Source organism: Stratiformator vulcanicus, assembly GCF_007744515.1.
Taxonomy (GTDB): domain Bacteria; phylum Planctomycetota; class Planctomycetia; order Planctomycetales; family Planctomycetaceae; genus Stratiformator; species Stratiformator vulcanicus.
This window is the reverse complement of the sequence record NZ_CP036268.1, coordinates 4,866,655-4,889,982: the sequence shown is the minus strand read 5'-3', so window position 1 is coordinate 4,889,982 and position 23,328 is coordinate 4,866,655. Positions and strand designations below refer to the sequence as shown.

24 protein-coding genes are annotated in these 23,328 nt (G+C 58.2%); 18 read left to right on the top strand and 6 right to left on the bottom strand.

The annotated features are described in order from the left end of the window. Positions 1 to 67 precede the first annotated feature (67 nt). Both Pan189_RS19530 and Pan189_RS19525 read right to left on the bottom strand, forming a co-directional pair. The gene (locus tag Pan189_RS19530; protein ID WP_145365760.1) at positions 68 to 1,228 is read right to left on the bottom strand and encodes a GTPase; all 1,161 of its coding nucleotides are present in this window, start codon (positions 1,226 to 1,228) and stop codon (positions 68 to 70) included. Between the two features lie 61 nt (positions 1,229 to 1,289). Continuing rightward, positions 1,290 to 2,120 carry a type III pantothenate kinase gene (locus Pan189_RS19525; RefSeq protein ID WP_145365759.1) on the bottom strand — a complete coding sequence of 277 codons (831 nt, stop codon included), beginning with the start codon at positions 2,118 to 2,120 and terminating at the stop codon, positions 1,290 to 1,292. Positions 2,121 to 2,393: 273 nt separating this feature from the next. On the opposite strand from Pan189_RS19525, the gene Pan189_RS19520 reads away from it, so the two are divergent. The 8 genes from Pan189_RS19520 (at position 2,394) to Pan189_RS19485 (ending at position 8,722) form a co-directional block, all read left to right on the top strand. Continuing rightward, entirely contained in the window at positions 2,394 to 3,800 is a 1,407-nt protein-coding gene (locus tag Pan189_RS19520; protein ID WP_145365758.1) for an HD-GYP domain-containing protein, read from the top strand. A gap of 234 nt (positions 3,801 to 4,034) precedes the next feature. Continuing rightward, positions 4,035 to 4,904 (top strand): UbiA-like polyprenyltransferase, encoded by an 870-nt coding sequence (locus tag Pan189_RS19515; protein ID WP_145365757.1) that lies wholly within the window; start codon positions 4,035 to 4,037, stop codon positions 4,902 to 4,904. 39 nt (positions 4,905 to 4,943) lie between these two features. After that, entirely contained in the window at positions 4,944 to 5,513 is a 570-nt protein-coding gene (locus Pan189_RS19510) for a Uma2 family endonuclease (RefSeq protein ID WP_145365756.1), read from the top strand. 3 nt (positions 5,514 to 5,516) lie between these two features. Beyond that, positions 5,517 to 6,077, top strand: coding sequence for a Uma2 family endonuclease (locus Pan189_RS19505; RefSeq protein WP_145365755.1), 561 nt, complete (start codon positions 5,517 to 5,519; stop codon positions 6,075 to 6,077). A gap of 61 nt (positions 6,078 to 6,138) precedes the next feature. Further along, positions 6,139 to 6,711, top strand: a complete 573-nt coding sequence (locus Pan189_RS19500; RefSeq protein ID WP_310820807.1) for a Uma2 family endonuclease — start codon at positions 6,139 to 6,141, stop codon at positions 6,709 to 6,711. A 61-nt stretch (positions 6,712 to 6,772) separates the two neighbouring features. Continuing rightward, positions 6,773 to 7,912: an aminofutalosine synthase MqnE gene (mqnE, locus tag Pan189_RS19495; RefSeq protein WP_145365753.1), complete on the top strand. Its 1,140-nt coding sequence runs from the start codon at positions 6,773 to 6,775 to the stop codon at positions 7,910 to 7,912. A 4-nt stretch (positions 7,913 to 7,916) separates the two neighbouring features. Continuing rightward, on the top strand, positions 7,917 to 8,183 hold the full coding sequence (locus Pan189_RS19490) for a hypothetical protein (RefSeq protein WP_145365752.1): 267 nt from the start codon (positions 7,917 to 7,919) through the stop codon (positions 8,181 to 8,183). Between the two features lie 311 nt (positions 8,184 to 8,494). Beyond that, on the top strand, positions 8,495 to 8,722 hold the full coding sequence (locus tag Pan189_RS19485) for a hypothetical protein (protein WP_145365751.1): 228 nt from the start codon (positions 8,495 to 8,497) through the stop codon (positions 8,720 to 8,722). Between the two features lie 33 nt (positions 8,723 to 8,755). Here Pan189_RS19485 and Pan189_RS19480 read toward each other — a convergent pair whose 3' ends face one another. Continuing rightward, on the bottom strand, positions 8,756 to 9,409 hold the full coding sequence (locus Pan189_RS19480; protein WP_310820806.1) for a YMGG-like glycine zipper-containing protein: 654 nt from the start codon (positions 9,407 to 9,409) through the stop codon (positions 8,756 to 8,758). Positions 9,410 to 9,815: 406 nt separating this feature from the next. Between Pan189_RS19480 and Pan189_RS19475 the strand changes: the two genes are divergently transcribed. The 3 genes from Pan189_RS19475 to Pan189_RS19465 all read left to right on the top strand — a co-directional run bounded on the left by Pan189_RS19475 (position 9,816) and on the right by Pan189_RS19465 (position 11,712). Beyond that, a complete protein-coding gene (locus tag Pan189_RS19475) occupies positions 9,816 to 10,289 on the top strand; it encodes a fasciclin domain-containing protein (RefSeq protein ID WP_145365749.1) in 474 nt (157 codons plus the stop codon). Positions 10,290 to 10,360: 71 nt separating this feature from the next. Then, a complete protein-coding gene (locus tag Pan189_RS19470) occupies positions 10,361 to 10,933 on the top strand; it encodes a sigma-70 family RNA polymerase sigma factor (protein WP_145365748.1) in 573 nt (190 codons plus the stop codon). Next, positions 10,930 to 11,712: an anti-sigma factor gene (locus Pan189_RS19465; RefSeq protein ID WP_145365747.1), complete on the top strand. Its 783-nt coding sequence runs from the start codon at positions 10,930 to 10,932 to the stop codon at positions 11,710 to 11,712. The genes Pan189_RS19470 and Pan189_RS19465 overlap by 4 nt, the downstream gene beginning before the upstream one ends. 79 nt (positions 11,713 to 11,791) lie before the next feature. Here Pan189_RS19465 and Pan189_RS19460 read toward each other — a convergent pair whose 3' ends face one another. After that, complete coding sequence (locus Pan189_RS19460; RefSeq protein ID WP_145365746.1) at positions 11,792 to 12,526, bottom strand: LOG family protein; 735 nt, start codon at positions 12,524 to 12,526, stop codon at positions 11,792 to 11,794. A 263-nt stretch (positions 12,527 to 12,789) separates the two neighbouring features. Here Pan189_RS19460 and Pan189_RS19455 point away from each other — a divergent pair, with 263 nt between their 5' ends. The 3 genes from Pan189_RS19455 to Pan189_RS19445 all read left to right on the top strand — a co-directional run bounded on the left by Pan189_RS19455 (position 12,790) and on the right by Pan189_RS19445 (position 15,744). Continuing rightward, the gene (locus Pan189_RS19455; protein ID WP_145365745.1) at positions 12,790 to 13,470 is read left to right on the top strand and encodes a hypothetical protein; all 681 of its coding nucleotides are present in this window, start codon (positions 12,790 to 12,792) and stop codon (positions 13,468 to 13,470) included. A 50-nt stretch (positions 13,471 to 13,520) separates the two neighbouring features. After that, positions 13,521 to 14,195, top strand: coding sequence for a hypothetical protein (locus tag Pan189_RS19450; protein ID WP_145365744.1), 675 nt, complete (start codon positions 13,521 to 13,523; stop codon positions 14,193 to 14,195). 79 nt (positions 14,196 to 14,274) lie between these two features. Further along, on the top strand, positions 14,275 to 15,744 hold the full coding sequence (locus tag Pan189_RS19445) for a sulfatase family protein (RefSeq protein WP_310820805.1): 1,470 nt from the start codon (positions 14,275 to 14,277) through the stop codon (positions 15,742 to 15,744). A gap of 3 nt (positions 15,745 to 15,747) precedes the next feature. On the opposite strand, the gene Pan189_RS19440 is transcribed toward Pan189_RS19445, so the two are convergent. Further along, entirely contained in the window at positions 15,748 to 18,123 is a 2,376-nt protein-coding gene (locus tag Pan189_RS19440) for a DNA gyrase/topoisomerase IV subunit A (RefSeq protein WP_145365743.1), read from the bottom strand. A gap of 423 nt (positions 18,124 to 18,546) precedes the next feature. Between Pan189_RS19440 and Pan189_RS19435 the strand changes: the two genes are divergently transcribed. The 3 genes from Pan189_RS19435 to Pan189_RS19425 all read left to right on the top strand — a co-directional run bounded on the left by Pan189_RS19435 (position 18,547) and on the right by Pan189_RS19425 (position 20,570). Then, positions 18,547 to 19,092: a hypothetical protein gene (locus Pan189_RS19435; protein ID WP_145365742.1), complete on the top strand. Its 546-nt coding sequence runs from the start codon at positions 18,547 to 18,549 to the stop codon at positions 19,090 to 19,092. Between the two features lie 71 nt (positions 19,093 to 19,163). Continuing rightward, complete coding sequence (locus Pan189_RS19430; RefSeq protein WP_145365741.1) at positions 19,164 to 19,793, top strand: hypothetical protein; 630 nt, start codon at positions 19,164 to 19,166, stop codon at positions 19,791 to 19,793. Between the two features lie 96 nt (positions 19,794 to 19,889). Continuing rightward, the gene (locus tag Pan189_RS19425; RefSeq protein ID WP_145365740.1) at positions 19,890 to 20,570 is read left to right on the top strand and encodes a hypothetical protein; all 681 of its coding nucleotides are present in this window, start codon (positions 19,890 to 19,892) and stop codon (positions 20,568 to 20,570) included. Positions 20,571 to 20,610: 40 nt separating this feature from the next. On the opposite strand, the gene Pan189_RS19420 is transcribed toward Pan189_RS19425, so the two are convergent. Then, positions 20,611 to 21,711 carry a PA0069 family radical SAM protein gene (locus tag Pan189_RS19420; protein ID WP_145365739.1) on the bottom strand — a complete coding sequence of 367 codons (1,101 nt, stop codon included), beginning with the start codon at positions 21,709 to 21,711 and terminating at the stop codon, positions 20,611 to 20,613. 142 nt (positions 21,712 to 21,853) lie between these two features. On the opposite strand from Pan189_RS19420, the gene Pan189_RS19415 reads away from it, so the two are divergent. Continuing rightward, entirely contained in the window at positions 21,854 to 23,326 is a 1,473-nt protein-coding gene (locus Pan189_RS19415; RefSeq protein ID WP_145365738.1) for a sulfatase family protein, read from the top strand. Positions 23,327 to 23,328 lie beyond the last annotated feature (2 nt).

Genomic DNA, 23,328 nt, shown 5'->3' with positions numbered 1-23,328 from the left:
TCTCATTTCAGCCAGCAAACGACGCGGCAGAAAGCGGAGGGAAAGGGCCGGGCAAAATGGTACGAACTCACTCTCGGGTCGGCCATTCGTCTTGGCCGGTTCGCATCTGCTGCAAGACTTCCAGTGCTGCGGTTTGCTGGCCATGTGCCGCAAGGTCGGCGGCCTCCCGCAGCAACTCGATCTGGCGGTGGGTCACGGGTATCGGCAGTTCGGGCGTCGGCGGATCGGGGACGAGTTCGTCGACGATCAACTCGGCCAACTCATCGATCCCGCGGCCGGTCGTCGCTGAGACTACGACGCCCTCAAAGTTGGCAGGCAACACCGCCACGGTCGACAGGTCCGATTTGTTCCGGACGACAATATTGGGGCGGGATTGTTCGCACAGTTCCCGCTCAGCGGGCGTGAGGGGCCGGCTGCCGTCAATGACGAGGATTCGGCAGTCGCTCGTTTCAATTTGTTCGAGTGCTCGACCGATGCCGGCCTGCTCGATGTCATCGGAACTGTCTCGCAAGCCGGCTGTGTCGCTGAGCCGAATCGGCCAGCCGTCAAGCGCCGTTTCTGCGGAGACGACGTCTCGCGTTGTGCCGGCGGTCGACGAAACGATTGCGCGGCCGTATCCGAGCAGGGCGTTGATCAGGCTCGATTTGCCGACATTGGGCTGACCGTAGAGGACCACCTGCCACGGTGCGGTCAGATGGATGCCCACGTCACCGCGACTGATGACCGCTTCGACTTCCGATCGTAGTTGAAAGTCGGAGTCGATCTCTTCAATGCGATCGAGCCACACGTTGAACGCGCCGTTGAATTGGCCGAGTGCGAGCAAGGCGGTCCGCGCCGTCAGCGCGCCCGTGACGACCTGCGCGAACTTGTCGCTGAGTCCGTGTGATTGATCCTCCGGAGAAGTGCTTTCGCGCGCGACAGTCGCACCGGCAGCACGGACATCGTTTAGAATGCGAGTGATCGCCGCGGAGCCGCCGTGACAGTGGATTTCTAATTCGTCAGCAGACGTTCGGCACAGTACCACCTCCTCGGTCGCTTCTCCCCGTCCCCAATGGCCGAAGAAAATGCGATTCGTCATTTGATCGGCGATCGATCGCCCATTGGCTGCCCGAAAGCACTCCGCGGCGTCAATGAGATCGACCGGGCCGACAAATCGCAGCGTGCCGATCGCTCCACGACCCGCCGCGGTCAGCACTTCGATCCGGCAAGCGATATCGGACGAATTCATTAACCGCCGCCCCTATTGGTCCGTCGTTTCCGCACGATTCCGAATTTCCTGGTCGGCTGTGTTAGTCGCCACAATTGCTCTCCTCCCTAGTTCCCGCTGATCGACGGGAAGTGAGGACCATGCCTTGCAGGGCGAATGTCGGAAGATGACGGGCTTGGGCGACGTACGGCACGAGCCGGGGGGCGGCTCCCCCCGTGAGATAGATCGCCGGTTGATCGTCGAGTTCGATGCTGATCCGGCGAACCAGTTCGATGACCGCACCCACACCTCCCCAGTACAGACCGCTGCGGATTGCATCGCGCGTGTTTCTACCCAGCGGATTCGGCCGGGAGTCAGTCACATCATCCGAAGCCACCAGAGGCAGCAGCGCGGTGTACGATTGGAGCGCCTGTGCTGAGAGTGCAAAGCCGGGAAGGATGGCCCCACCTTCGAAGGCGCCGTCCGCGGCGACCAAATCGATCGTCGTCGCCGTCCCGGCATCGATGATGATGGCGGGCTTGGCCTTCGGTCGAAGCACGTTCGCGGCAACCGCGTTGAACAGGCGATCGGGGCCGGTGCGGGCGGGGTGATCGGTCCGGTTCTCAAGAATTTGCGGGTCGGGTCGGCGGATCTGTTCCGGCTTGGTCCCGAGTTGTTCTTTCCAAGCCCGCGTTAAGTCACGCGTCACCGCGGGATTCACGTCGGAAACCACGACTCGCGGTTCCGAACCCGCTCCCGTCTCGTCGAGCCAACGTTTGACCGGACCAAGATCAGCACACGCATTGACCGAGATCGCAAACCGACTGCCGCAGACCGGGAGGCCAGAAGCGTCGAGTGTTCCGTCAAAGTACCCGAGTTTGACGCGGGTATTTCCGACATCCGCTGCGATCAGAGCTGAAGATGCCGCGGCCATGAAAGATAACGTCCAAGATCAAAAGTAGCGCCAATGCCGACATCTAGCGGCATGACATCGGTGCAATGAGGCAATCTTTGTGAAAATGAAGTACATCGGGAACTCTCCCTACGCGTTGCCAGTGTAACCGGTTCGTTCCCTACCTGCCGGTGTGCGGGAATTAAAAGTGCGGGGAATACCTGAAAGGACTTGGGAGGCGAGGCAATTCAGTGACGAAAATTAGAGAGCAGGCCCCGGCTTTTCGTCCACAGTTCTCTAGTCCGACCGCCGAAATTGGACTCGCCATCGCCGACGTCAGGAGCTGACCAGTCAGCCGAAGAGTTTCGCTCGATCGAGGCCGCCACGCTTCGTCGCGGAACTCGGCTACGCGCTCCGATATTTGACGAACGCGACGTGCTGCTGCTCGCCGAAGGGCAAATAATCAACGATCAATTCCTCGCCAAATTGCAGGCCAGGAACATTGCGAACGTTAAGGTCCACAAGTCCGAACTGAGTCGGCTGGCCTCGCCGAGCGTTCAGCGCACCAATCAGATTCCCAAGCCTGGGGCTGCCCGCCAATCGGCGCCGAATCGCAGCGGTGTCGTGACCGACGCTCAGAACGTGATGACCCAGGCGCTCGACGTTGAGATGTCGACCGCCGGAGCGCTCGGGCTTCCTCCGCAAGGAGACCCCTTCGCCGCAGCGCTCGTCGAGCATGGAGCGAGCGGCTACGACGCGGAGCAGTTCGACCAGTTTAACGCCAACGCGAATCAGTCCGCCGACCACGTCACCGATATCTACAATTCCCTCGCCTCCGGTGAAGGGCTTGACGTTCAGGGACTCTCGGAGATCGCCGATAGCGCCATGAGCGACTTGATGGGCGATTCCGATCTATTTGCCTGTCTGGGCATCAACCCGGAATCGGGCAAGTATCCCGCCAGACACAGCGTGCATGTCGGCATGTTGGCAATCGCGATTGGTACCAAGTTGGGGCTCGACGAGCAGACGCTTCGCGAACTCTCACTCGGCTGTCTGATTCATGACGCCGGGATGATGAAAATCAATACAAAGGGCTTTTCGTCTTCGCGTCACCTCAACGATATCGAGTTTCTTGAAATTACGAAGCACCCCGTCGTCGTCTTTGACATGATGAAGGATATGCGGGCCGTTTCGAATCGCTCCGCCTTCATCGCGTACCAAATCCATGAACGATGTGACGGCAGCGGTTATCCGCGCGGGCGAGACGCAACGCAGATCCATTTTCTCTCCAAAGTGGCCGCCGTCGCCGATGTCTACGTGGCGCTGGCGTCGCCACGACCGCACCGTCCCGCGATGTTGCCTTACAAGGCCGTCGAAAAAATCCTTCAGGATACGCGAGCCGGATTGTTCGACCCCTCCGCGGTTCGTGCCCTATTGAGGACGGTTTCGCTCTTTCCGCTCGGTTCCTATGTCAAATTAAGTGACGGTCGCGAAGCACGCGTGCTTCGCTCCAACGGCGAAGCGTTCAACTCGCCGACCGTCGAGGCACGGTCGCTTGAGGGAACGGTTGAGGTTGTGGATTTGTCGCAGCAGCCCGGCGACGACGGCGTCCGAATCGTCAAGGCGATCGCCGAGTTCAGCGAAGAGTTTCAGAAGATCGTCGCCGATGCCGGCGGCGCGGACGACGCCGTTGAAGATTCCGATCTCGACAATTGGGAATAGGCAGGTCAGGCACGGCGGTCATCGCCAGAGCGTGTCCGGCGAAGCCTGAACTTGGCGATCGGGTGTCGAATCCGTCGGCAGAGGATACGATGTCGCGGCGACATGGTGCCGAACGTCGCCTCTTTCGAATCGAGTGTGAATATTCCGCATCAGCAGCGGTTGCGATCGGAGGCTCCACATCAGTTTCTGGCACAGTCGATTCGGTAGCCGCCACAGACACTCGAGATCGGCCTGATGTTCCGCCATTTTCTCGGGCTGATCCGCTTCAGCCACACCGTCTTCGCATTGCCATTTGCGCTGCTTTCAGCGGTCTTGGCGTGGCAGGAGGTCCCCGTCCGTTGGCCTGACCTCTTCGGAATCGTGCTTTGCATGGTTTTCGCCCGCAGCGCGGCGATGGCCTTCAATCGACTCGTCGATCGGCGGATCGATGCCGCGAATCCAAGGACGGCAGGGCGACACATCCCCGCGGGGCTGCTGTCCGTTCCCGCCGTGATCTCGTTCACCGGGATTTGCGTCGCGGGGTTTGTACTGTCGACGCTGCTGTTCCTTCCCAACTGGTGGCCGCTGATCCTCTCCGTTCCGGTCCTCGCATTCTTGCTCGGCTATTCATTCGCCAAACGCTGGACGATGTGGTGCCACTATTGGCTCGCTGCGGCGCTGATGCTCTCGCCGATCGCCGCATGGATTGCGATTACGGGCACGATCGCGTGGCCCCCGGTATTGCTGGCGGCGGTCATCTTCTTCTGGGTCGGCGGATTCGACATTCTCTATGCCTGCCAAGATGCCGAGTTTGACGCTGAAGCCGGTCTCAACAGCATCCCCGCCAGGCTCGGCATCCGATCGGCGCTGCGAATCGCGGCGATCAGCCATCTATGCGCGGTGCTCGGGCTATTCGGCCTGTGGTACGCCGCCGACCTCGGTTGGTTATTCCTGATCGGCGCGATCGCGATCTCCCTGCTGCTGATCTACGAGCACGCTCTGGTCCGGCCCGACGACCTATCGCGGGTCAACGTGGCCTTCTTTCAGGTCAACGCGGTGATCAGTCTCGGGTTACTGGTGATCGGCGCAGCCGACATCTGGTTCCGGGCCGCGGTGTCGGGGTAGAATAGAATTTCAAGTTCCTTGATCTCCAAGTGTGCAGCCATGTCTTTCTCCACCGAGACGCGACTCATCACCGCGGACGAGTTCGCCGAAATGCCGGCGGAGCCGTTGGCGGAACTCGTACGCGGGGAGATCATTGAATTGACTCGGCCAAGACCGTTACACGGCATGGTGTGTCAGAACGTCGCAGAACTACTTGCCACATGGTCACCCCGCCAGTCCAAAGGCCGGATCATGACCAACGACACCGGGTTCATTCTGGAACGAGGTCCTGACACGGTGCGAGGGCCGGATGTGGCCTTCGTGCGGAAATCGCGTCTCGAATCGGGCGTCTCCCTGCAGACCTACTTCGATTTCCCGCCCGATCTCGCGGTCGAAGTACTCTCGCCCTCCGACCGATGGTCGGCGGTCACCGACAAGGTCGATCAATACCTCGACGCCGGAACGGCGCTGGTCTGGGTCGTTGATCCAGAAAAATGTCGGGTCTACGTTTTCCGTGCGGACGATGCTTTCCGGACTCTGGGCGCAGGCGACTCTGTTGAAAGCGAAGAAGTACTCCCCGGCTTTTCGTGCCGCGTTTCCGACTTCTTCTTGGGCATCGAAGAGGAATAACCGATGGCGACCGCGCCGACCAAACTGATCACCGTCGACGAATTCGAGCAGATGTCGTTCGAGGGCCCGTGCGACCTCGTCGACGGCGAAATTGTGGAGCAGCCGATGCCGGGTGGGATTCATGGTGGAGTGTGCGTCAACATCGCGTTCTTGCTCAAACTCTGGGTGCGTGACGCCGCCGAGGAGTTTTGGATCGGCTCGAACGATGTCTACATATTGATTGAAACCGACCCCGATCGAGTTCGCGGGGCCGACGTGATGGCAATCCGAAAGAGTCGGATCGAGGGCGGGCGGTTACCGCTAGGGACGCTCCGGGTTCCGCCTGACCTCTGCGTCGAAGTCACGTCCCCCACCGATCGTTGGACGGGGATTCATGAAAAAGTGGCAGAGTACATTCGGATCGGCGTGAAAGAGGTTTGGGTGGCGGACGTCAGCGAACGGCAGGTTCACGTTTACCGAGAAAACCGGGCGCCATTCATTCTCACTATCGGCGATGAACTTCGTTCTGACGAAGTCCTCCCCGGCTTCACCTGCCCGGTCGAAGAAATCTTCGCCGGGGTCTAAACTTGTATTTATGGTCCACGAGCGTGAATCAGTCAGCTTTCGCCGCAATCGGAGTCAGAACGTGAGCAGCGTTGAAGCAGGGACCCATCTCATTACGATGGCCGAATTCGAGCGCATGCCATTCGAGCGACGGGCCGAGTTGATTCGGGGCGAGATAGTGGAGTGCGATGTGCCGGGGACTATCCACGGAATTGTGTGCGTCAACATTGCATTCCTGCTTAAGTCCTGGACGCAGCGGTCAGGTCAACCTTACGTCATCGGCTCAAACGACTCGTACATATTGATCAGCCGTGATCCCGACACTGTCCGCGGGCCGGACCTGTTCGTTATCGAAAAGTCGAAGCTGGGAAAGTCGGGACCGACGAGCGGAACCTTGACAGCAACGCCAGACCTCGTCGTCGAAGTCGTCTCGCCATCGAATAGTTGGAAACAGATCGAGACCAAGGTCGACGAATACTTGTGCATCGGTGTGAAGGCCGTGTGGGTGATCGTTCCGAACAAACGCTGCGTTCATGTGTTCCGCCCTGACGTATCCGCAGCGATTGTGAGTGAATCCGAAATGCTCGATGGCCAGGATGTGCTTCCCGAGTTTCGTTGCTCCGTCGAAGACTTATTTGACAACACAACATTTTAGTGAATTGATTGTTCCTACTGCGGTTCTTTTCTGGGCCATCGAACTTCCTACCAACCAAACAATGTCCGACTACACCACCCAAATTTCCGAAATCGAAGCCAAAGTCGAGGGCGGCGAGCGTCTGTCGTTCGACGATGGCGTTTTCCTTGATGAACAGGTCGATCTGCTCACGATCGGTCGGCTCGCCAACACCGTGCGTGAGCGGAAGAACGGGAACTTCGCGTTTTACAACACCAACATTCACCTGAACCCGACTAACGTCTGCATCTATCGCTGCAAGTTCTGCGCGTTCCGGTCCGATCTGAAAGCCGAGAAGGCTTACACCTTCGACGATGCCATGATCCGCGAGCGGGTTCACGAAGCGAAGTCAAAGGGGGCGACTGAAATTCACGTCGTCGGCGGCCTGCATCACCAGAAGAAATTTGACTGGTACCTCGATGTCGTGCGCGTCATTCACGAGACGTGGCCCGAATTGCATATCAAGGCGTGGACGCCGGTCGAAATCCACTGGTTCAGCCACATGACCAAAAAGCCCTACGAATGGGTCTTCGAGCAGATGATCGAAGCAGGTCTCGGCTCCATGCCCGGCGGCGGTGCCGAAATCTTTGACGAAGAGGTGCGCAGCCAGATCTGCGAGCACAAGGCCGACAGCAGCACGTGGTTCGACGTGCACGATGCCGCCCACAAGCTCGGCATTAAGACGAATGCCACAATGCTCTATGGCCATTTGGAATCGGCAAGGCATCGGGTCGATCACTTAATTCGTCTGCGTGAACAACAAGATAAGTCCGGCGGCTTTCAGACCTACATCCCGCTCGCTTTTCACCCGGAGAACAGTAAGCTCGATCACCTGAATAAACCGACCGGTCTGATGGATCTTAAACAGATCGCACTCGGCCGGTTAATGCTCGACAACTTCGACCACGTTAAGGCCTACTGGATCATGCTGGGTGAGAAGATTGCCCAGACGGCCCTCTCTTTTGGAGCCGACGACATCGACGGCACCGTGGTGCACGAACTCATCTATCACGATGCCGGAGCCAAGACGCCCGAGGGTCTCACCGTCGAACAACTCCACGGCTTGATTCGCGAAGCCGGCCGCGAACCGGTCGAGCGGGACACGCTGTATCGGCAAGTGCTGCGAGAAAAAGAGAGTCCCGCTCAATGGCGGATCGGAAGCCCGATTGCATCAGCGGTTTGAATCGATGGGCCTGGACGTTGCCGACTTCGTGCTCGACTATGAAAAGTCTTTCGGCATCGAAGAAGCCGACGCGGCGTGGTTCGGCGACATGGCCACCGTCGACGACCTTGTATTAAGAGCCGTGCGTGACGGGGAGCATCCCAACGGATCCGCGTGGTCTGATGGAGACGCCCATCGACGTGTTCTTGAACTGCTCCAGGAGCACTTCAATATTCCTCGCGGTGAGATCGACCGTAGGAATCGTCTCATCGAAGACCTCAAGCTCTATTGAGGGTCCCACCAGTTTTAAAAACCGTCTTGGTCAAGACGACCGCACCGTCGACCGATCGACATTCGTTGAAGAGCCGCGGCCGCAAAGAGAATTGGCCCCGATCCGTTGGCGGATCGGGGATGCGATTTCGGCGGCGGTTCAAACCAATGACGAGTCATTAGAATTGCCCGACGCTCTGTCCGTCGTTGCGCCCGCCCAATTTCTGGTAAACGTCCCGCACCAAGTGATTAGAATAAAGAGCCGAGAATTCATCGCGGCTGCTATTCGGTATCGCATTCGCAACTGATCGAGTCGGAGGCGATGTTGTCAAAATGACCGACCGGCCCATCCCACCACTTACACTCGTGAGATTCGACTTCGAGGCCTTGCCGGTCGAGTTTCACCGGACGTACCCCTTCGTTGAGGGGGGCGTTTACGTGTACTTCGGCGAATTGACGAACATGCCGGGGCATTGCGTCGTCGCCGACCACAAGACCGGTCAGCTATATTCCGGCTACCATACGGAGCATTTTGTCGCTTTGGCCGAAGAGGAAACTTAACGTGGTGCCCGCCCGAAACCTTTTAGTTTCGGGTCACCAGCAGCGTCCCCTCGGACGGCCGGGGCCGACGTGCAGGTGCAACCCGGGTCGCGGGCGCGGTCGGACGAAGACGACCGGCGGCGGTTCAACGACGACCGGTTCGACGTAGGTGACCGGGTCGATCGGTCCGGCGGCGGCTCGCTGAACGCCGGCGATCACGGCATCGCTGACGCCGTTCTGCTTCAGCATGATCAGGCCGTTCGGGGAAAGATCGAAACGTCCTCCCTCGGTGGAAACAGCATTGACGATGACTTCGTCACTGAGCCCGCTCTGCGTCATGCGAATGAGTTCGAAGTTTGTCAGGGCGTGCTGTTCAAATTGGGCTTGGCGGACTGCGGCGTCGCGATGCTCGCGCTTGTCGGCGTGATTGCCCAGCAATCCGCCCGCGAGAGCCCCGGTCGCAGCGCCGATGAGTGCTCCCGTGCCCGAGCCGCCGTTATTACGACCGACCAATGCCCCCGTGACGGCACCGACAGCGCCGCCGACCGCGGCACCGCCGACGGCTTTATCAGGTCCGGGATCTTCACTGTAGAACGCCACGGGGCGTTGCGGCGGTCCGCCCGCGCAGCCGGTTAGCGCGGCACTGATGACGGCGATGAGCGGAATCGACGTCCATGCGGACTGCGCTGCGGATTTTGATCGAAACATGGCGCGGATGCTGTTCTCATGCATTGTGCATGCATGTCGGGATGTGCGGAAAGCCTGAACTCTTATCGAATTATCGCACTCGTTCGCTAGAGCAGATTCCGGTGGACGACGTTATTAAATCGATAGCGTTAAGATAGCGAACTCACGGAAACTTTCGGCCGAAATCGCTACAGCCTCACGTAGTCGCTCCCGACCGTTTTCGGTCATTCGTGAAGCTATTCATGGAGCAACACCTGCCCATCGGGTAAGGGATTCCCCGATCAATCGTGCCTGATTTCGGTGACCTGCGACATTATTTGTGCTTTTTGCATCCACTTTTGAGAGTTGTGCGTATAACTCCCCGGCCAAAATGACTCACCGGTGAACTCTGAAGAAACAAACCTTTGAAACCCAAGGAAATCTCAGAATGCGTTATTTCGCACTCGCCGCTCTGATTGCACTCGCTCCCACCGCCGCCTTCGCGGGTTCGCCCCAGAAGGACATTGTCGATACCGCCGTGAAGGCTGGTAGCTTTAAGACCCTCGTCGCCGCCGTGCAGGCTGCGGACTTGGTCGAGACCCTCAAAGGCGAAGGTCCGTTCACGGTCTTTGCCCCGACCGACGCTGCTTTCGACAAGCTGCCCGAAGGCACCGTCGCGACATTGCTGAAGCCGGAAAATAAGAAGAAGCTGCAGTCGATCCTGACGTACCACGTCGTCTCAGGGAAGGTGATGGCAGCCGATGTCGTCAACCTTTCGGAAGCCAAAACCGTTGAAGGTTCGACCGTCGATATCAAAGTCTCGAACGGGACGGTGATGATCGATGGGGCAAAGGTCGTCACGACCGACATCAAGTGCAGTAATGGCGTGATTCACGTCATCGACGCGGTCATCATGCCGTAACTGAGACGATTGCTGTTATAGTGGGCTCGGCGGGTTCGATTGAACCCGCCGTTCCTTTTCTCCGGACACAGATGAATTCTTCCGAACCGATCCTGCCGGCGATCGCTGCCGGAGACAGATCAGCAGTTGCACGCTGTCTCGACCGATTCGGCGGCCTCGTATGGTCGATGGCTCGGCGATATCTGCGTGATGACGCCGAAGCGGAAGACGCCGTACAGGAAGTCTTCATCGAATTGTGGCAAAAAGCGGATATCTACGATCCGGCCCGTGGCGCGGAGTCGACGTTCGTGACGATGTTGGCCCGGCGACGCCTGATCGACAGAATGCGACGAAATGATCGCCGCCCTGAGGCTGCTTCTCTGGAGTCCACAATTGACGTGGTAGCGGTACAAGACGCAGACGTCGATTCGCTGGTGTCCCAAGAAGAAGCAAGACGTGTGCGGGATGGTTTGGAGCAACTTCGGGACGAGGAACAGCGCGTGATTCGCCTCGCCATTTTCGACGGCCTTTCACAAACGCAGATCAGTCAACGATTGGATATGCCGCTCGGAACGGTCAAATCGCACGCACTCCGCGGCATTAAGAAATTGAGAGCCGGACTTCGGCAACCCCCGACTCCCAAGACCACGGGGGAGAACTCATGACCGAAACGCATTCGAACGATCCCGAATTCGAACGGCTGATCGAACTGCTCGGCGATGAGGCATTGTTCGGGATCTGCCAAAGTGATCGCGAAGAACTCGACCGGCTGCTGGGAAAGCACTCCGACGTCGATCGGCTCGAACTACAGCGGCTGGCGGCCTCAATCTATTTGGCCGAGGCGGAGTTGGTCTCGGAAATTCCGGATCGATTGCGCGAAAAATTGCTGGACGATGCACCGCAGTATCTGTCGAACAGCCTCGACGAATCTGCGACCAACGAGCAATCGAGCCGGCCGTCGAACACCTCGGAGTTTTCGACGAGGGAACTGCTCGCCTGGTTCGCGGCGGCCGCCGCAACTCTGACGGCGATTGCCGGTTGGTGGGGACAATCCGATGCACCGCAGTCAATCGACGACCCCGACCGGTTGCGGCTGGCTTGGACGGCGACCGAGGACCCCGCGGCGACTGGTGCCGGAGGGCGGGTTGAGTGGAGCCAGGACAACCAACGGGGCCGAATGGTCATCAGCGGTCTCGCTGCGAACGACCCGCAAACCTATCAGTACCAGCTTTGGATTTTTGACGACGAACAGGAGCACCCGATCGACGGGGGCGTGTTCGACATTCCGGCCGATGCGGATGGACCGGTCATCGTCCCGATTGATGCCAAATTGAAGGTTTCGAAGCCGACGCTGTTTGCCGTCACGATCGAAAAACCGGGCGGTGTGGTCGTCTCCGACAAAGAGCGAATTGCACTGCTGGCCGAGATCGACCCGGCCGCTTGAAGTGAGATTTTGCGTGGAACACGAATTCGGACCGGGCGGGCATTAACCTGCTGGACGAGCATTCGTCCATTTTGGCCCATTATCGACTTTTCCATTGCTCGTGCGTTTCGATCAGCAAGGCGAGCGCCTCGTCGACCGTGCTGACGCATGTCGGAATCGCTTCGTCGCCGGGACTCGCCGTCTGTAAATCCGCGTCGACCATGTCGGTTTTCACCCAATCGACCAGCCGCTCCCACATGTCACCGACGAGAATCAGCGGGTGATCGTGCAGCTTCCGCACTTGCAGGAGTTGCCAGATCATCATCAATTCGAGCGTGGTGCCGATGCCGCCGGGCACGACGACAAACGCGTCAGACGCCATGACGAAATGGTGCAGCCGCGAGAAGAACGTCCGATGGACGTAAACCTCTTCGACGAAGGCGTTCGTCTCCTGCTCGAAGTCGAGATCGACGCGGATGCCGACCGAACGCGTCTTCGCCCTCTCCGGATCGGCCTGCATTTCTCCCTCGTTCGCCGCCTGCATCAACCCCGGTCCTCCACCGGTGATGATGTCGCAATTGCGGTTGGCTAGCTCGAACGCGAGCCGTTTGACGTCTTGGTAAAGCGGCATCTCGGGCCTGATCCGCGCCGACCCGAAAATTGAGACGCGGTAACGCGGCCTTTTCGATGGTTGGAGCCGGGTGAGATTCCCTACGGTCCGCCATAAATCGAACACGACGCCGCGCAAGATTTCGAGCGTCGCGTCTTCATCACCAAGGCTGATGTTCTCGCTGGCAGCGTTATGAATGAGGGCGTCGCGGTCGTTGTCGGGCATACGAGGTCTTACGGTCGAGGGGACGCACTTCTGGCACTGCTCTTACTTGTGGCGGCAATTTGTAGCGTAGCGTGTGTTGCAATCCCAGCCGCTGGCAACGATCGCCGCTGGTCGCATCGGGAAAATCCGCAGGAAACCTTCGGCTTTTTCACCAATAGAGCATCGTCGCTCGCTCGGCTTACAAAGGGTTCGGGCTCTGGGACTTTGCGGCGGAAACCCTGACGTCTGTTCTGTTACCGCCGAATTTCTTTGACAGGTACGACATGAATGCATCTGACTCACCCGATGATGGCGGCTCAAGAGCGTTGGGAATCGCGAACAAGATTATTGGCGGCTCAATGCTGGCGCTGCTTGCCTTATACATTTACGGCTTTTACATCGCCGAGTCCTCGATTCCGATCGACAAGGTCGAACTGGCGAAAGCGATTCAGGAGCGTCTGGCCGAAAACCCGGAAGTGATCGCCGCGGAGATGGCTTCGCTGGTCGCGGAGACGGCACCGCCGGTCGCCGAGGCAATGCGAGTTCAATTCCAGAAAGACTTTGAAAAATATCAGGAGGTCGCCAAAGAACAGGCCGTTGAATTGGCTCAAGAGGTCTCGGTCGATTTAAGAGAGGAAGTGAAGCAGCAGTACGCCGTCTTCTTGACCGAAAATCGGGGCATCCTACGTGCCCAGTTCCCCGGTCGAAATATCGATCGTCTGACTGCCGAATTGCAATACGGTTTTAATCGGTTGGTTGATAAGTATCGGGTCGAAGAGTTCGCCGAGCGGACAGCCCGGACTGCGGAAATCTGGTCGTTGATCAAGCCGATCGAGCAGCCGGCCATTGGCGAACCCGATCTGGAAGTTCAATTGGCCGACTACCTACTCGACTGGGCGGTCCTCCGCGTCAAGGACGTGAGCTTTAGCGGAGCGGATATCGATTTGAATTCGACTTGGCGCTAGCCTTCGCTCTTCAATTATTTCTTCATTCAATTCATCACGCGAAAGTAAAAATGGATAATCCGACGACGAGCAACAATCGTATTCGATCTCAAGCACAAACGACGCTCATTCTCAGTTGCCTATGGCTCACCGTGCTGATCGTGTTTGCGGGTCATAGTTACTATCGCTATCAACGATTGACGGATGTGGATCGCATTGTCGCGCAGGCGACAGAGGCTTTAAAGAAAGATTATCCGGAAATGCGAGCCATGGTCATCATGCAGGTCAATGAATCGGCCCCCGACATCGCTGAGGGCGTCAGCCAAAGTCTGATTCAGGCGGCGCCCGATGTTCGTAAGGAAGCCAGAAAATTTATTGCGCGTCAAATTGATGCCGGCTCCGACCAACTGATCGCCGTCAGCTCAGTCCAGTTTCAAGAGTTTGTGGAGTCGAATCACGATCAGGTCGAGGAATGGATCGAGCAACTGGATGCCGCTCCGGATGAAATTCAGGAGATCGCCGAGCAAATCGACGATCAAGTCGGCGAATTGGTAGGCGAAGATTTACAGCAGCAACTCGATACCATTCTCGCCGGGCATGAAAAACTGAACGACCGGCTCAGCAAAATTGCGCGCTCCGGACATCTTTCCCCCACCGAATTAATCGAGCTTCGAATCGTGCGAATCCTCAAAGCGCTGCAGCTCAAATATGTTGAGGAGGTGAATCCACTGGCGGCAACGAATTAGCGATCGTCTTGCGATCGCACGATTCGGGAGGTTACAAGTGAGGCGTCATCGGTCCTCAGTTCACTTTGGAGCGCCTCCAGTGTTTCAGCATCTTCTATGCGCCGTCGCAATTTTATGTCTCAGTACTCAGATACTGGTCGCAGCCGATGACGTGCCGCATATCGTGCTCGTGATGGCCGATGATCAGGGATGGGGCGAGACTTCTTATTATGATCACCCGGTGCTCAAGACGCCCCAATTGGATGCCATGGCGGCAAGCGGGCTGCGCTTCGACCGATTCTATGCGGGAGCCCCGGTCTGTTCGCCGACCAGGGCAACGGTATTGACCGGTCGCACGAACGATCGCACCGGCGTGCTCAGTCACGGTTATGCTCTGCGAACTCAGGAAAAAACGCTGGCCCAAGCACTTAAGGCGGCCGGTTACGCGACAGGGCATTTCGGCAAATGGCATCTCGACGGTTTTCGTGGTCCGGGCGTGCCCATTCTTAAAGATGATCCCCGCAGTCCCGGTGTATTCGGTTTCGACACGTGGCTTTCCGTGACGAACTTCTTCGATCGCGATCCGGTCATGAGCCGGGAAGGGAAGTTTGAACAATTCCGCGGCGACTCATCCGAAATCATCGTCGCCGAAGCACTGAAATTTATTCAGCAGAAGGTGGAGTCCGGCCGACCGACATTTTCCGTCATCTGGTACGGTTCGCCGCACGCTCCATTTCTGGCCACCGAAGAAGACCGCGAAGGATTCGACGATCTTAATTCTAATTCGCAACATCACTACGGTGAGATTGTCGCGATCGACCGCAGCGTCGGCACCCTCCGGCAGGGGCTGCGGGACCTCGGCATCGCCACAAATACACTGCTGTGGTATTGCAGCGATAATGGTGGCTTGGAAAACGGCCACGGTTGGAATGGCAAGAGTTCGGTGATCCGCCCCGATACGGTTGGCGGTCTGCGAGACAATAAAGGCAGCGTCTACGAGGGCGGTCTCCGCGTCCCGTGCATCGTTGAGTGGCCCGCCGTCATCGATGAGGAACGCACCACCGACATCGCCGCAGCCACGCAGGACATCTTCCCGACAATCGCCGATATTGTCGGCTTGCCGTCGTCGGCGATGCTTAACCCGATCGACGGCGTCAGCCTGGCTCCGCTGTTTCGCGGGGAGCCGATGCAACGGTCGAAGCCGATCGGTTTTCGTTTCGGCGGACGCGGCGCCTGGGTCGATGGTGACTGGAAACTGGTCGCCACTCGAATCGCTAAGAACCGCTTCGAGTTGTATCACCTGGCTGACGATCCGACCGAGTCGAATAATTTAATCGACATCAATCGCGTTAAGGCAGAAGAATTAAAAAATTCGTTTCTCGCCTGGAACGCCTCCGTCGAAAAAAGCTTCGCGGGAGCCGACTATCCGGCAGGCAAGTTAGCCCCGGCAGACCTAAAGCCCCGCGGCTGGGTCAATGCGAAGGAATACAAACCGTATCTCGAAGACTGGCAAAATCGTCCGGAATACGCCGGTCGAATCAAGCGGGAACTGCGGAGAAAATCGGAGTGATTGCTAATCCCACTCCGACCAGTCCACCAGTTCGATCGGCTCGTTCACGATTGCTTTGAAGCCGGTTCGCGTGCTGGTCTTGATGCCTTTGCCGCCGCGGCTGGTGACGTTGTATTTTTGCTGGCCGAAGGAGAGCGGTTTGTCGTTGACGTTGATGACCTTCAGCGTATCGCCCGGTCGGCGGAATAGCGTGGCGCCGAGGAGTTCGTCTTTGCCTTCCAGGTTCAGCCCCCGCACCCCTTTGCCCGCGGCACTGAGGACGGGGACGTCGTTCATCCGGAAGTGAACGATGCGGGCCTTCTTTGAGGCGAGCATGACCGTTTCGACGTCATCGCAAATCGCAACGAAGACGACGCGATCTCCCGTAGCGAGGCGGCAGTACCGGCGGCCCGACTTCGTGCTCGGCTCTCGAAACAGGTTCAGCGACAATCGCATGACCTGGCCGGCTGCGGTCGTAACGAACAGGTGCGGACCGGGCGTCGGCAGGTCGGGGATTGGATAGTCGGCAAAGGTGAATCGTTCATCGGTCGTGACGGCGTGAACCAGTGAGACCCCGTCGGCGAGTTTGATGTGCTTGCCGAGCGGTTCGCCATATCCGCTGCTGGCGGGAATCTGCTCGACCGGCAGCGTGTAAGCGCCGCCGTCGTTTGCGAAGAAGACGATATTGTCGACCGTGCTGGCCGGGCAGACGGCCAAGACGGAGTCTCCCTCACGAACGCGGGTGGTCTCGACGCTCTTTAAATTGCCGACGCGTTTCACCCAACCGTCACGGGTCAGCACCACGTTCGTGTTCTCCCGCACGATATAGGCACTGGGGTCGTATTCCTCGATTTCCTCTTCGGAGCCCAGTCCGGTCCGCCGACGGGAACCGAAGCTATCGGCCACTTCATTTAATTCTTGTTTGATGACGCCCCACAGCTTCTTTTGCGACTCGAGGATCTTCCGAATCTTGTCGGCCTCAGAGCGTTTTCGGTCGAGCTCGCCGCGGATGTCGTCAATTTCCAACTTTGAAATGCGATACAGTTGCAGCTCCAGGATGGCCATCGTCTGTTCGCGGTCAAGCTGATCGAACGCGTTCATCAATTTCTGGCAGGCGTCCTCCTTGCCATCGCTGCCGCGGATAATCTTTAGCGCGCGATCGAGTCCGTCGAAGATGATTTCGAAGCCTTCGAGGATGTGAATCCGCCGCTCCAGGAGGGCGAGCTGATACTCGAACCGCTTGGTCACGACTTCGAGCCGGAAGTCGAGGAAGTGACGCAACAATCTGTCGAGGCCGAGCCGTTCCGGTACGAGCGTTCCCTCATCGTCGGGGACGAGGGCGGTCATGTTGAGCGAAAAGTTCTGTTCGAGGGCGGTGTGTTTATAAACGTATGCCATCACCGCTTCGGCGTCTTCGGGTGATTTAATTGAAAGGACGATCCGCAGCCCGTGGCGGTTGTCGGTTTCATCGGTGGCTGTGAGTAGCTGCGGGAGCTTCCGCGCCTCGGCGATTACACTGAGATCATTAACGAGAGGGCCGGTACTGACGCCGTATGGAACGCTGTTGACGACAATTCGCGTGCGAACTTCTTTGCGGCCTTCCTTATCGAATTCCCATTCGCCGCGGACTTTGATCGTGCCGCGACCTTCCTCGTAAGCCAGTCGAATTTCCTTGCGGTCGGTGACGATCCGCCCGCCGAGCGGGAAGTCAGGGCCTTTGATTCCCTTTTGCATTAATTGGGCAATGGTGGCGTCGGGATTGTCGATCAGGTGGATTGATGAGCGAATCACCTCACCCAGATTGTGGGGCGGAATATTCGTCGCCATTCCCACGGCAATACCGCTCGACCCGTTGACGAGTAGATTCGGGAACCGGGCGGGCAGGACTTCCGGTTCGTGATGATCCGCATCGTACGTCGGCTTCATCTCGACGGTCTGATACTTCAACTCTTCCATGAGTTGTTCGGCGATCTTGCTCAGACGAGCCTCGGTATATCGCTGGGCCGCTTGAGGCAGCCCCAGCACCGAGCCGAAGTTCCCCTGGCCGTCGACCAGCGGTTCGCGGAGCGTGAAGTCCTGTGCCATCCGAACCAGGGCTTCGTACACCGCTTCATAGCCGTGCGGGTGGTATTTCCCCGTGACATCCCCGGTGATCCGTGCGCATTTCGCGGGTTTGGTTCCCGCGGCGAGTCGCAGGTCGTTTTGCATCACGAAGAGAATGCGTCGCTGCACCGGCTTCAAGCCGTCCCGCACATCAGGCAGCGCCCGTGAACCGATCACGCTGAGCGCGTAATTCAGGTACCGCCGACGGGTTTCCTCACTGAGATTCACATAGCGAATTTCGCCGGTGGGAATGGGCTTCGTGCGCGATTTGCTTTTGCGTCCGTTCTTCGAGGCCATGTCGTCGATCGTGTGGGGATTTCGAAACTAGTGGAGTTTGTTTAGCCACGCTCGACCGAGAGCGCTCCCTGCCAGTCGCGGCTAAACAAAGGAGAATTGCGTATCTTGAAATCGAATTGCTTCGCGCCGCGCGCGAAGGTGCGGGAATTTCGGTAATCGGGACAATCTACCGGCGCCGGGGCAATTCTCACAGTGTTTGACGCCTGCAAGGAATCGACGGGAGCGATCGGTTGGTCCGTGGCCGATCGCGCCGCTTGACCCGGTTGGATTGATCACGCGTGACCTGCGGTGCCGAATCAACAAAGGCCGTGGCGCCACGTCGGTCGAGGACCGGCGGCTGCGGCACGAGACGGGCCGTTCTCTTGGCGGCGATCGACGAACGATCGCCCGGACAGGTCCGAACGAAACCAAGAGGGGGTATCGATGTCTCGCCAACTGCTCCGCATAGCCGGCTGCACCGTGCTGCTGTTGCCGTTCGCGGTCGGAACTTCTCATGCAGCCAATCCGCCGGCCCTGTTGCCGGGATCTCAGATCGCACAACCCCGGAATGTGAGGCCGGTGCAATTCCAGGCGCAGCCGCCGATGCCGGTGGCCGCGCCGGCCGCCGCCTCCCAGCCCGGTTTCGTATACCTTAACGCTCCGCTCTACCCGGTCCCGCGGCCGGACGTGCCGATTCAGATGGGGGCAACGCTCCTGACGAATCAGGCATTCCATCCGCAGGAAATGCTCTACCCCCACGATTATGTGGCAATGTATCCGCCTTACTACTATCGCGCCAAAGGCGGGTGGGTCGTTACGCCATGGGGAGTTCGCAACAAAGAGACATGGGAATTGCAGGGCACGAAAGTCAAAGTCAAATATCGTTCGCACGCCCCATTTTGGTCGGGCATCACGAACGGTAATACGGACTACTTCCTGTGGGACCAAAACTGGTCGAACAATCCCCCGATGTCACGTCGGCATCGTTAACTTCCGGAAATCCGATTAAGCGATCCGCATCTGCGGATCGCCCCTCCGGCCGATAGATGGAACTGAAAGTCATGACCCGAATTCTGGCAAGTATCATCGTCGTGGCCTTCGCCGTGCCCTGTGTCACGTTGTCGGCCCAAGCCGAAGAAGGCGTCGTCCGGATCAGTGACCGTTCCGATAGCGGCGTTGACGGGGGGCACGTTCAAATGGGGTTTAAGAAGTTTATTAACCCCTGCATTGAAGATTGTGCCCCGGTGTGCGGCTCGGAATGCGGCGAGTATTGCAAAGGCCGTTGTTATAATGGCGGTTGCAAGCTCGGCCTGTTCGGCAAATCGCTTTGCAAAGGCCATGGACACGGATACTGCGGACACTGCAACGGCCGCGGTTGTAGCCTTTGCGGTGGGAAGGGTCTGTGTCAATGCGGTCTGTGCGGCTGGCTCACCAACTGGGTCACCAACAAGCATGGATTGGGCGGTGCCTACAGCTACGTCTACGCCGTCGACCCGAATTACTTCGATCAACGTGACGGCAAGGTTTATGCGGCGAACGGATTCGGGTTGCCCGTTTCAGTCCCGCTGGCGCCGAACGTCCGCCACACCTACAACTACGGCTGGGGCGTGCCGTCCAGTCGGCTGACGCCGGTATCTCGTCTGCGGGCGAACCCCTACGTCAGCGGCCTGGTCGGCGAGATGCAGCAGTAATTCCCCGCGGCGAACCGATCTCAATACTGATTCTAATGTGCTATTAAAGCGACGGCCGCGACGCGGTCCGCCGACCTTAACGCCGAGAGGTGCCGAGTGATTATTTCAAAAGCCATGCCGCAAGCTGCAGCCCTGCTGCTGACCGGCTTGATCACGATTCCTGCCGTCGCTCAGAACGCGTCGGTAGAAGCGACGCCGATTTCGGAATGGTCGGGCGGAACCGTCCATCACGACGGTTACGTCACCGAGGGAGAGGTCGTCAGCTACGGCTTCCCGACGCACAATGTCTCATCCAACGGCGGTGCATTTTTGCCGTTCGGATATGATTCTTACACGCCGCCGGACGCGGGCTTTCAGTTGCCCGTGCCCTACGCGATCGAGCGGGATCCGGTTCAATACCAACGCTATTACCCGTCAACGTATTACGGTTTGCCCGGCTCGGTCCATCCCCAAGTGTTGCCGATCATTGCCACGCCGACCGATACGACGCAACTCGGGTTTTACTATCAGCGTGTACCGACATGGACCCCGGTCCCCGGTATGATCCCGCCGCCGCCGAACCCGAACTACTATCACACTCGGACACCTCCGAGCGGCTACATGACGCCGGGTCACACGATGTCACACGGGACGGTCATCCGTCGCGGCGAAGTAAAGCAGTCGGCCCCTTCGACGGCTCCGAAAAAAATTAAGCCTGTGCCGTCAGTGGAGTCGCCGCCCAGCCCGATGGCTCGCTCGGCAAATTCCTTTCCGAACGTTCGGCCGGTGAGCAATTAATTTGCGACCGCAAGGCCTTCGGGGTCTGACTGAAGAACGATCAGAACAGCGTCTTTTGCCCGCCGGGGACAACCGGCGGGCGGAAGACGCTGAGATCGTATGCGGGCATTGTGTTGGTCAGGCCATATCGCTTGGAAAACAATTGGAACGTCGCCTGAATCTGCTCGGCTCTTAATCCGAGTCCTCGCAGCCGATCGCCGAACCGCGACTCATTCCAACGCCCGCCACGCATATCCCTGATCCGTGCTTCGACTTTCGATGTTTGGTTCGGACGGTGCCGAGCGAGCCAGTCGCGAAAAACCGGCAGGACGGATCCCGGCAGGCGGAGCATCGTCAGCGATGCGTGAATCGCGCCCGCTTCGGACGAGGCCATAAGAATGGCCGGCAACTCCGAGTCGTTTAATCCGGGGATGACCGGCGCTACAGAAACCCGGACCGGAATGCCGGCTGCCGAAAGTTGCTCGATTGCTCGGAGCCGAGCCTTCGGCGTGCTCGTTCGAGGCTCCATGCTGCGGGCCAGTTCCGGATCGAGCGAGGTCACGCTCAACGTGACATGAACGAGCCGACGTGTCGCCAGCTTTCTCAAGATATCGATATCCCGCAGGACGAGGGCATTCTTCGTCACGATCGAAATCGGTTGCCCTGCTACGGCAGCGACCTCCAGGCATTGACGCGTCAGTTGAAAGTGACGTTCGGCCGGTTGATAGCAATCGGTGACGCCGGAAAACGCAACCACGGCAGGTTCGTATTTTGGCCGTGCGAGCCACAGTCGAAATAATTGCGGCGCCTTCTGCTTGACGTAAATTAAGGTCTCGAAATCGATTCCCGCGTTGTGACCGAGATACTCGTGCGAGGTTCTCGCATAGCAGTAGGAACACCCGTGCTCGCAGCCGCGGTAGGGATTGAGACTGTAGCGAAACGGGATATCGGGACTGTCGTTTTCGCTCACCACACTCCGTGAGGTATCAGCTAGAAAACGCGTTTCCGGTCGGTTCCTGCCATCTTCCTCAGCAATTGCATCGTGTTCAAAATCGGGCACGGCGATCACTTTGTCGAATCGATTCGGTGGCGAGATCGATGAACCGCGACCGTGCAGAGTGTCGCCGCTTGCCTTTATGTCTGTCTGAGTCGGCTTTGGCATTGGGGGATCCAGACTCGTTCGCGAAAGAACATCTCAATGTAGGAAGTGATCGCACGTTTACAATCTGTTTTCCCGATTGTTTGAAATTGGGGGCAGGAAAGCGCAGGCTCGCTGAATCGTGTCTTCAGTTTCGAGGTCGTCAATGCGTTCAGCACTCTTGATTTTGGTTTTGCTCGCTGCCACAACTGAAGGTTTTGCAGAATCCGATCCGCGTCCGAACATCGTGCTGATCTTGGCCGATGACTTGGGGGTCGGAGACTTGGGTTGCTACAACCCGGAATCCAAGATTCCGACTCCGCACATGGATGCTCTGGCGACGGACGGCATTCGCTACACCGATGCCCATTCACCCAGCTCAGTTTGCACGCCGACGCGGTACGCCATTCTCACCGGTCGCTACGCGTGGCGATCACGTTTAAAGCAGGGCGTTCTTTGGGGCTATGACCGTTTATTGATTGAGCCGGGACGGCCGACGATTCCCTCTGTTCTTAAAAACGCTGGCTACCGAACTGCTGGGATCGGGAAGTGGCATCTTGGATTGCAAGAATACGATTCGGGAGAACCAGATTTAAAGACGGACTATTCGAAGCCAATGACACCGGGCCCCACCACTGTCGGGTTCGAGCACTACTTCGGGATTCCGGCATCGCTCGATATGCCGCCGTATGTGTGGATTGAAGACGAGGGCTTGGAAAGTCCGCCGACCCGCGACGTTGCTCGACAGGAACGGCGGTGGGCGGGAGGCGCCGGCTTCTGGCGTGCCGGCAAGGCCGCCCTTAAATTTGATCATGCCGATGTCTTACCTCGTATCGGTCGTAGGGCGGCGGCTTATATCACGAAGACCGCTCCTGACGAGGATCCATTTTTCTTGTATGTCCCCTTGTCGGCTCCGCACACTCCTTGGTTACCGTTGGCTGAAAACGAAGGAAAGAGCGGAGCGGGTTGGTATGGTGACTTTGTCACGACGTGCGACGATGTCGTCGGTGAGATCATGCAGTCACTCCGCGACAGCGGGACTTATGATAATACCGTAATTTTTCTCACGAGCGACAACGGTGCTCATTGGCGACCAAGCGATGTGGATGACTTTGATCACGAAGCGAACCGAAAATTTCGGGGGATGAAGGCCGATATTCATGAGGGTGGCCATCGCGTTCCGTTGATTGTGAAGCTACCTCTCAATGTTGAACGGCCACTTGAGAATCTGGCAGGAACGACGTGTGATTGTCCTGTCTGCCTGACGGACCTGGCCGTGTCATGCGCCGACTTTGGCAACGCTGCGTTTCCGAAGGGATTCGCGGAAGACTCATTCCGTCTCAAGGGGGCGATTAAGTTCTTCACAACGCGCGCGGAAGTGATTCATCATTCCTTGGACGGCATGTTCGCGATTCGCCAAGGGGATTGGAAGTTGATCGACGGGCTCGGTTCCGGCGGCTTTACGAAGCCGAAGCGAATCACACCAGTCGAAGGCGAGCCGCAGGGGCAGCTTTATAATCTGAAAGATGATCCCGCAGAGACTCATAATGTCTGGGGCGACCACCCAGAACTCGTCGCCCGTCTGACCGCACGGCTCAACGAGATTCGTGACAGCGGAACAAGTAAGTCCGCCGAGTAGCG

Coding starts and splice junctions, on each gene's coding strand:
- Pan189_RS19530 (WP_145365760.1), bottom strand. CDS start 1,228: ATGAATTCGTCCGATATCGCTTGCCGGATCGAAGTGCTGACCGCGGCG.
- Pan189_RS19525 (WP_145365759.1), bottom strand. CDS start 2,120: ATGGCCGCGGCATCTTCAGCTCTGATCGCAGCGGATGTCGGAAATACC.
- Pan189_RS19515 (WP_145365757.1), top strand. CDS start 4,035: ATGTTCCGCCATTTTCTCGGGCTGATCCGCTTCAGCCACACCGTCTTC.
- Pan189_RS19510 (WP_145365756.1), top strand. CDS start 4,944: ATGTCTTTCTCCACCGAGACGCGACTCATCACCGCGGACGAGTTCGCC.
- Pan189_RS19505 (WP_145365755.1), top strand. CDS start 5,517: ATGGCGACCGCGCCGACCAAACTGATCACCGTCGACGAATTCGAGCAG.
- mqnE (WP_145365753.1), top strand. CDS start 6,773: ATGTCCGACTACACCACCCAAATTTCCGAAATCGAAGCCAAAGTCGAG.
- Pan189_RS19490 (WP_145365752.1), top strand. CDS start 7,917: ATGGGCCTGGACGTTGCCGACTTCGTGCTCGACTATGAAAAGTCTTTC.
- Pan189_RS19485 (WP_145365751.1), top strand. CDS start 8,495: ATGACCGACCGGCCCATCCCACCACTTACACTCGTGAGATTCGACTTC.
- Pan189_RS19480 (WP_310820806.1), bottom strand. CDS start 9,409: ATGTTTCGATCAAAATCCGCAGCGCAGTCCGCATGGACGTCGATTCCG.
- Pan189_RS19475 (WP_145365749.1), top strand. CDS start 9,816: ATGCGTTATTTCGCACTCGCCGCTCTGATTGCACTCGCTCCCACCGCC.
- Pan189_RS19470 (WP_145365748.1), top strand. CDS start 10,361: ATGAATTCTTCCGAACCGATCCTGCCGGCGATCGCTGCCGGAGACAGA.
- Pan189_RS19465 (WP_145365747.1), top strand. CDS start 10,930: ATGACCGAAACGCATTCGAACGATCCCGAATTCGAACGGCTGATCGAA.
- Pan189_RS19460 (WP_145365746.1), bottom strand. CDS start 12,526: ATGCCCGACAACGACCGCGACGCCCTCATTCATAACGCTGCCAGCGAG.
- Pan189_RS19455 (WP_145365745.1), top strand. CDS start 12,790: ATGAATGCATCTGACTCACCCGATGATGGCGGCTCAAGAGCGTTGGGA.
- Pan189_RS19450 (WP_145365744.1), top strand. CDS start 13,521: ATGGATAATCCGACGACGAGCAACAATCGTATTCGATCTCAAGCACAA.
- Pan189_RS19440 (WP_145365743.1), bottom strand. CDS start 18,123: ATGGCCTCGAAGAACGGACGCAAAAGCAAATCGCGCACGAAGCCCATT.
- Pan189_RS19435 (WP_145365742.1), top strand. CDS start 18,547: ATGTCTCGCCAACTGCTCCGCATAGCCGGCTGCACCGTGCTGCTGTTG.
- Pan189_RS19430 (WP_145365741.1), top strand. CDS start 19,164: ATGACCCGAATTCTGGCAAGTATCATCGTCGTGGCCTTCGCCGTGCCC.
- Pan189_RS19420 (WP_145365739.1), bottom strand. CDS start 21,711: ATGCCAAAGCCGACTCAGACAGACATAAAGGCAAGCGGCGACACTCTG.
- Pan189_RS19415 (WP_145365738.1), top strand. CDS start 21,854: ATGCGTTCAGCACTCTTGATTTTGGTTTTGCTCGCTGCCACAACTGAA.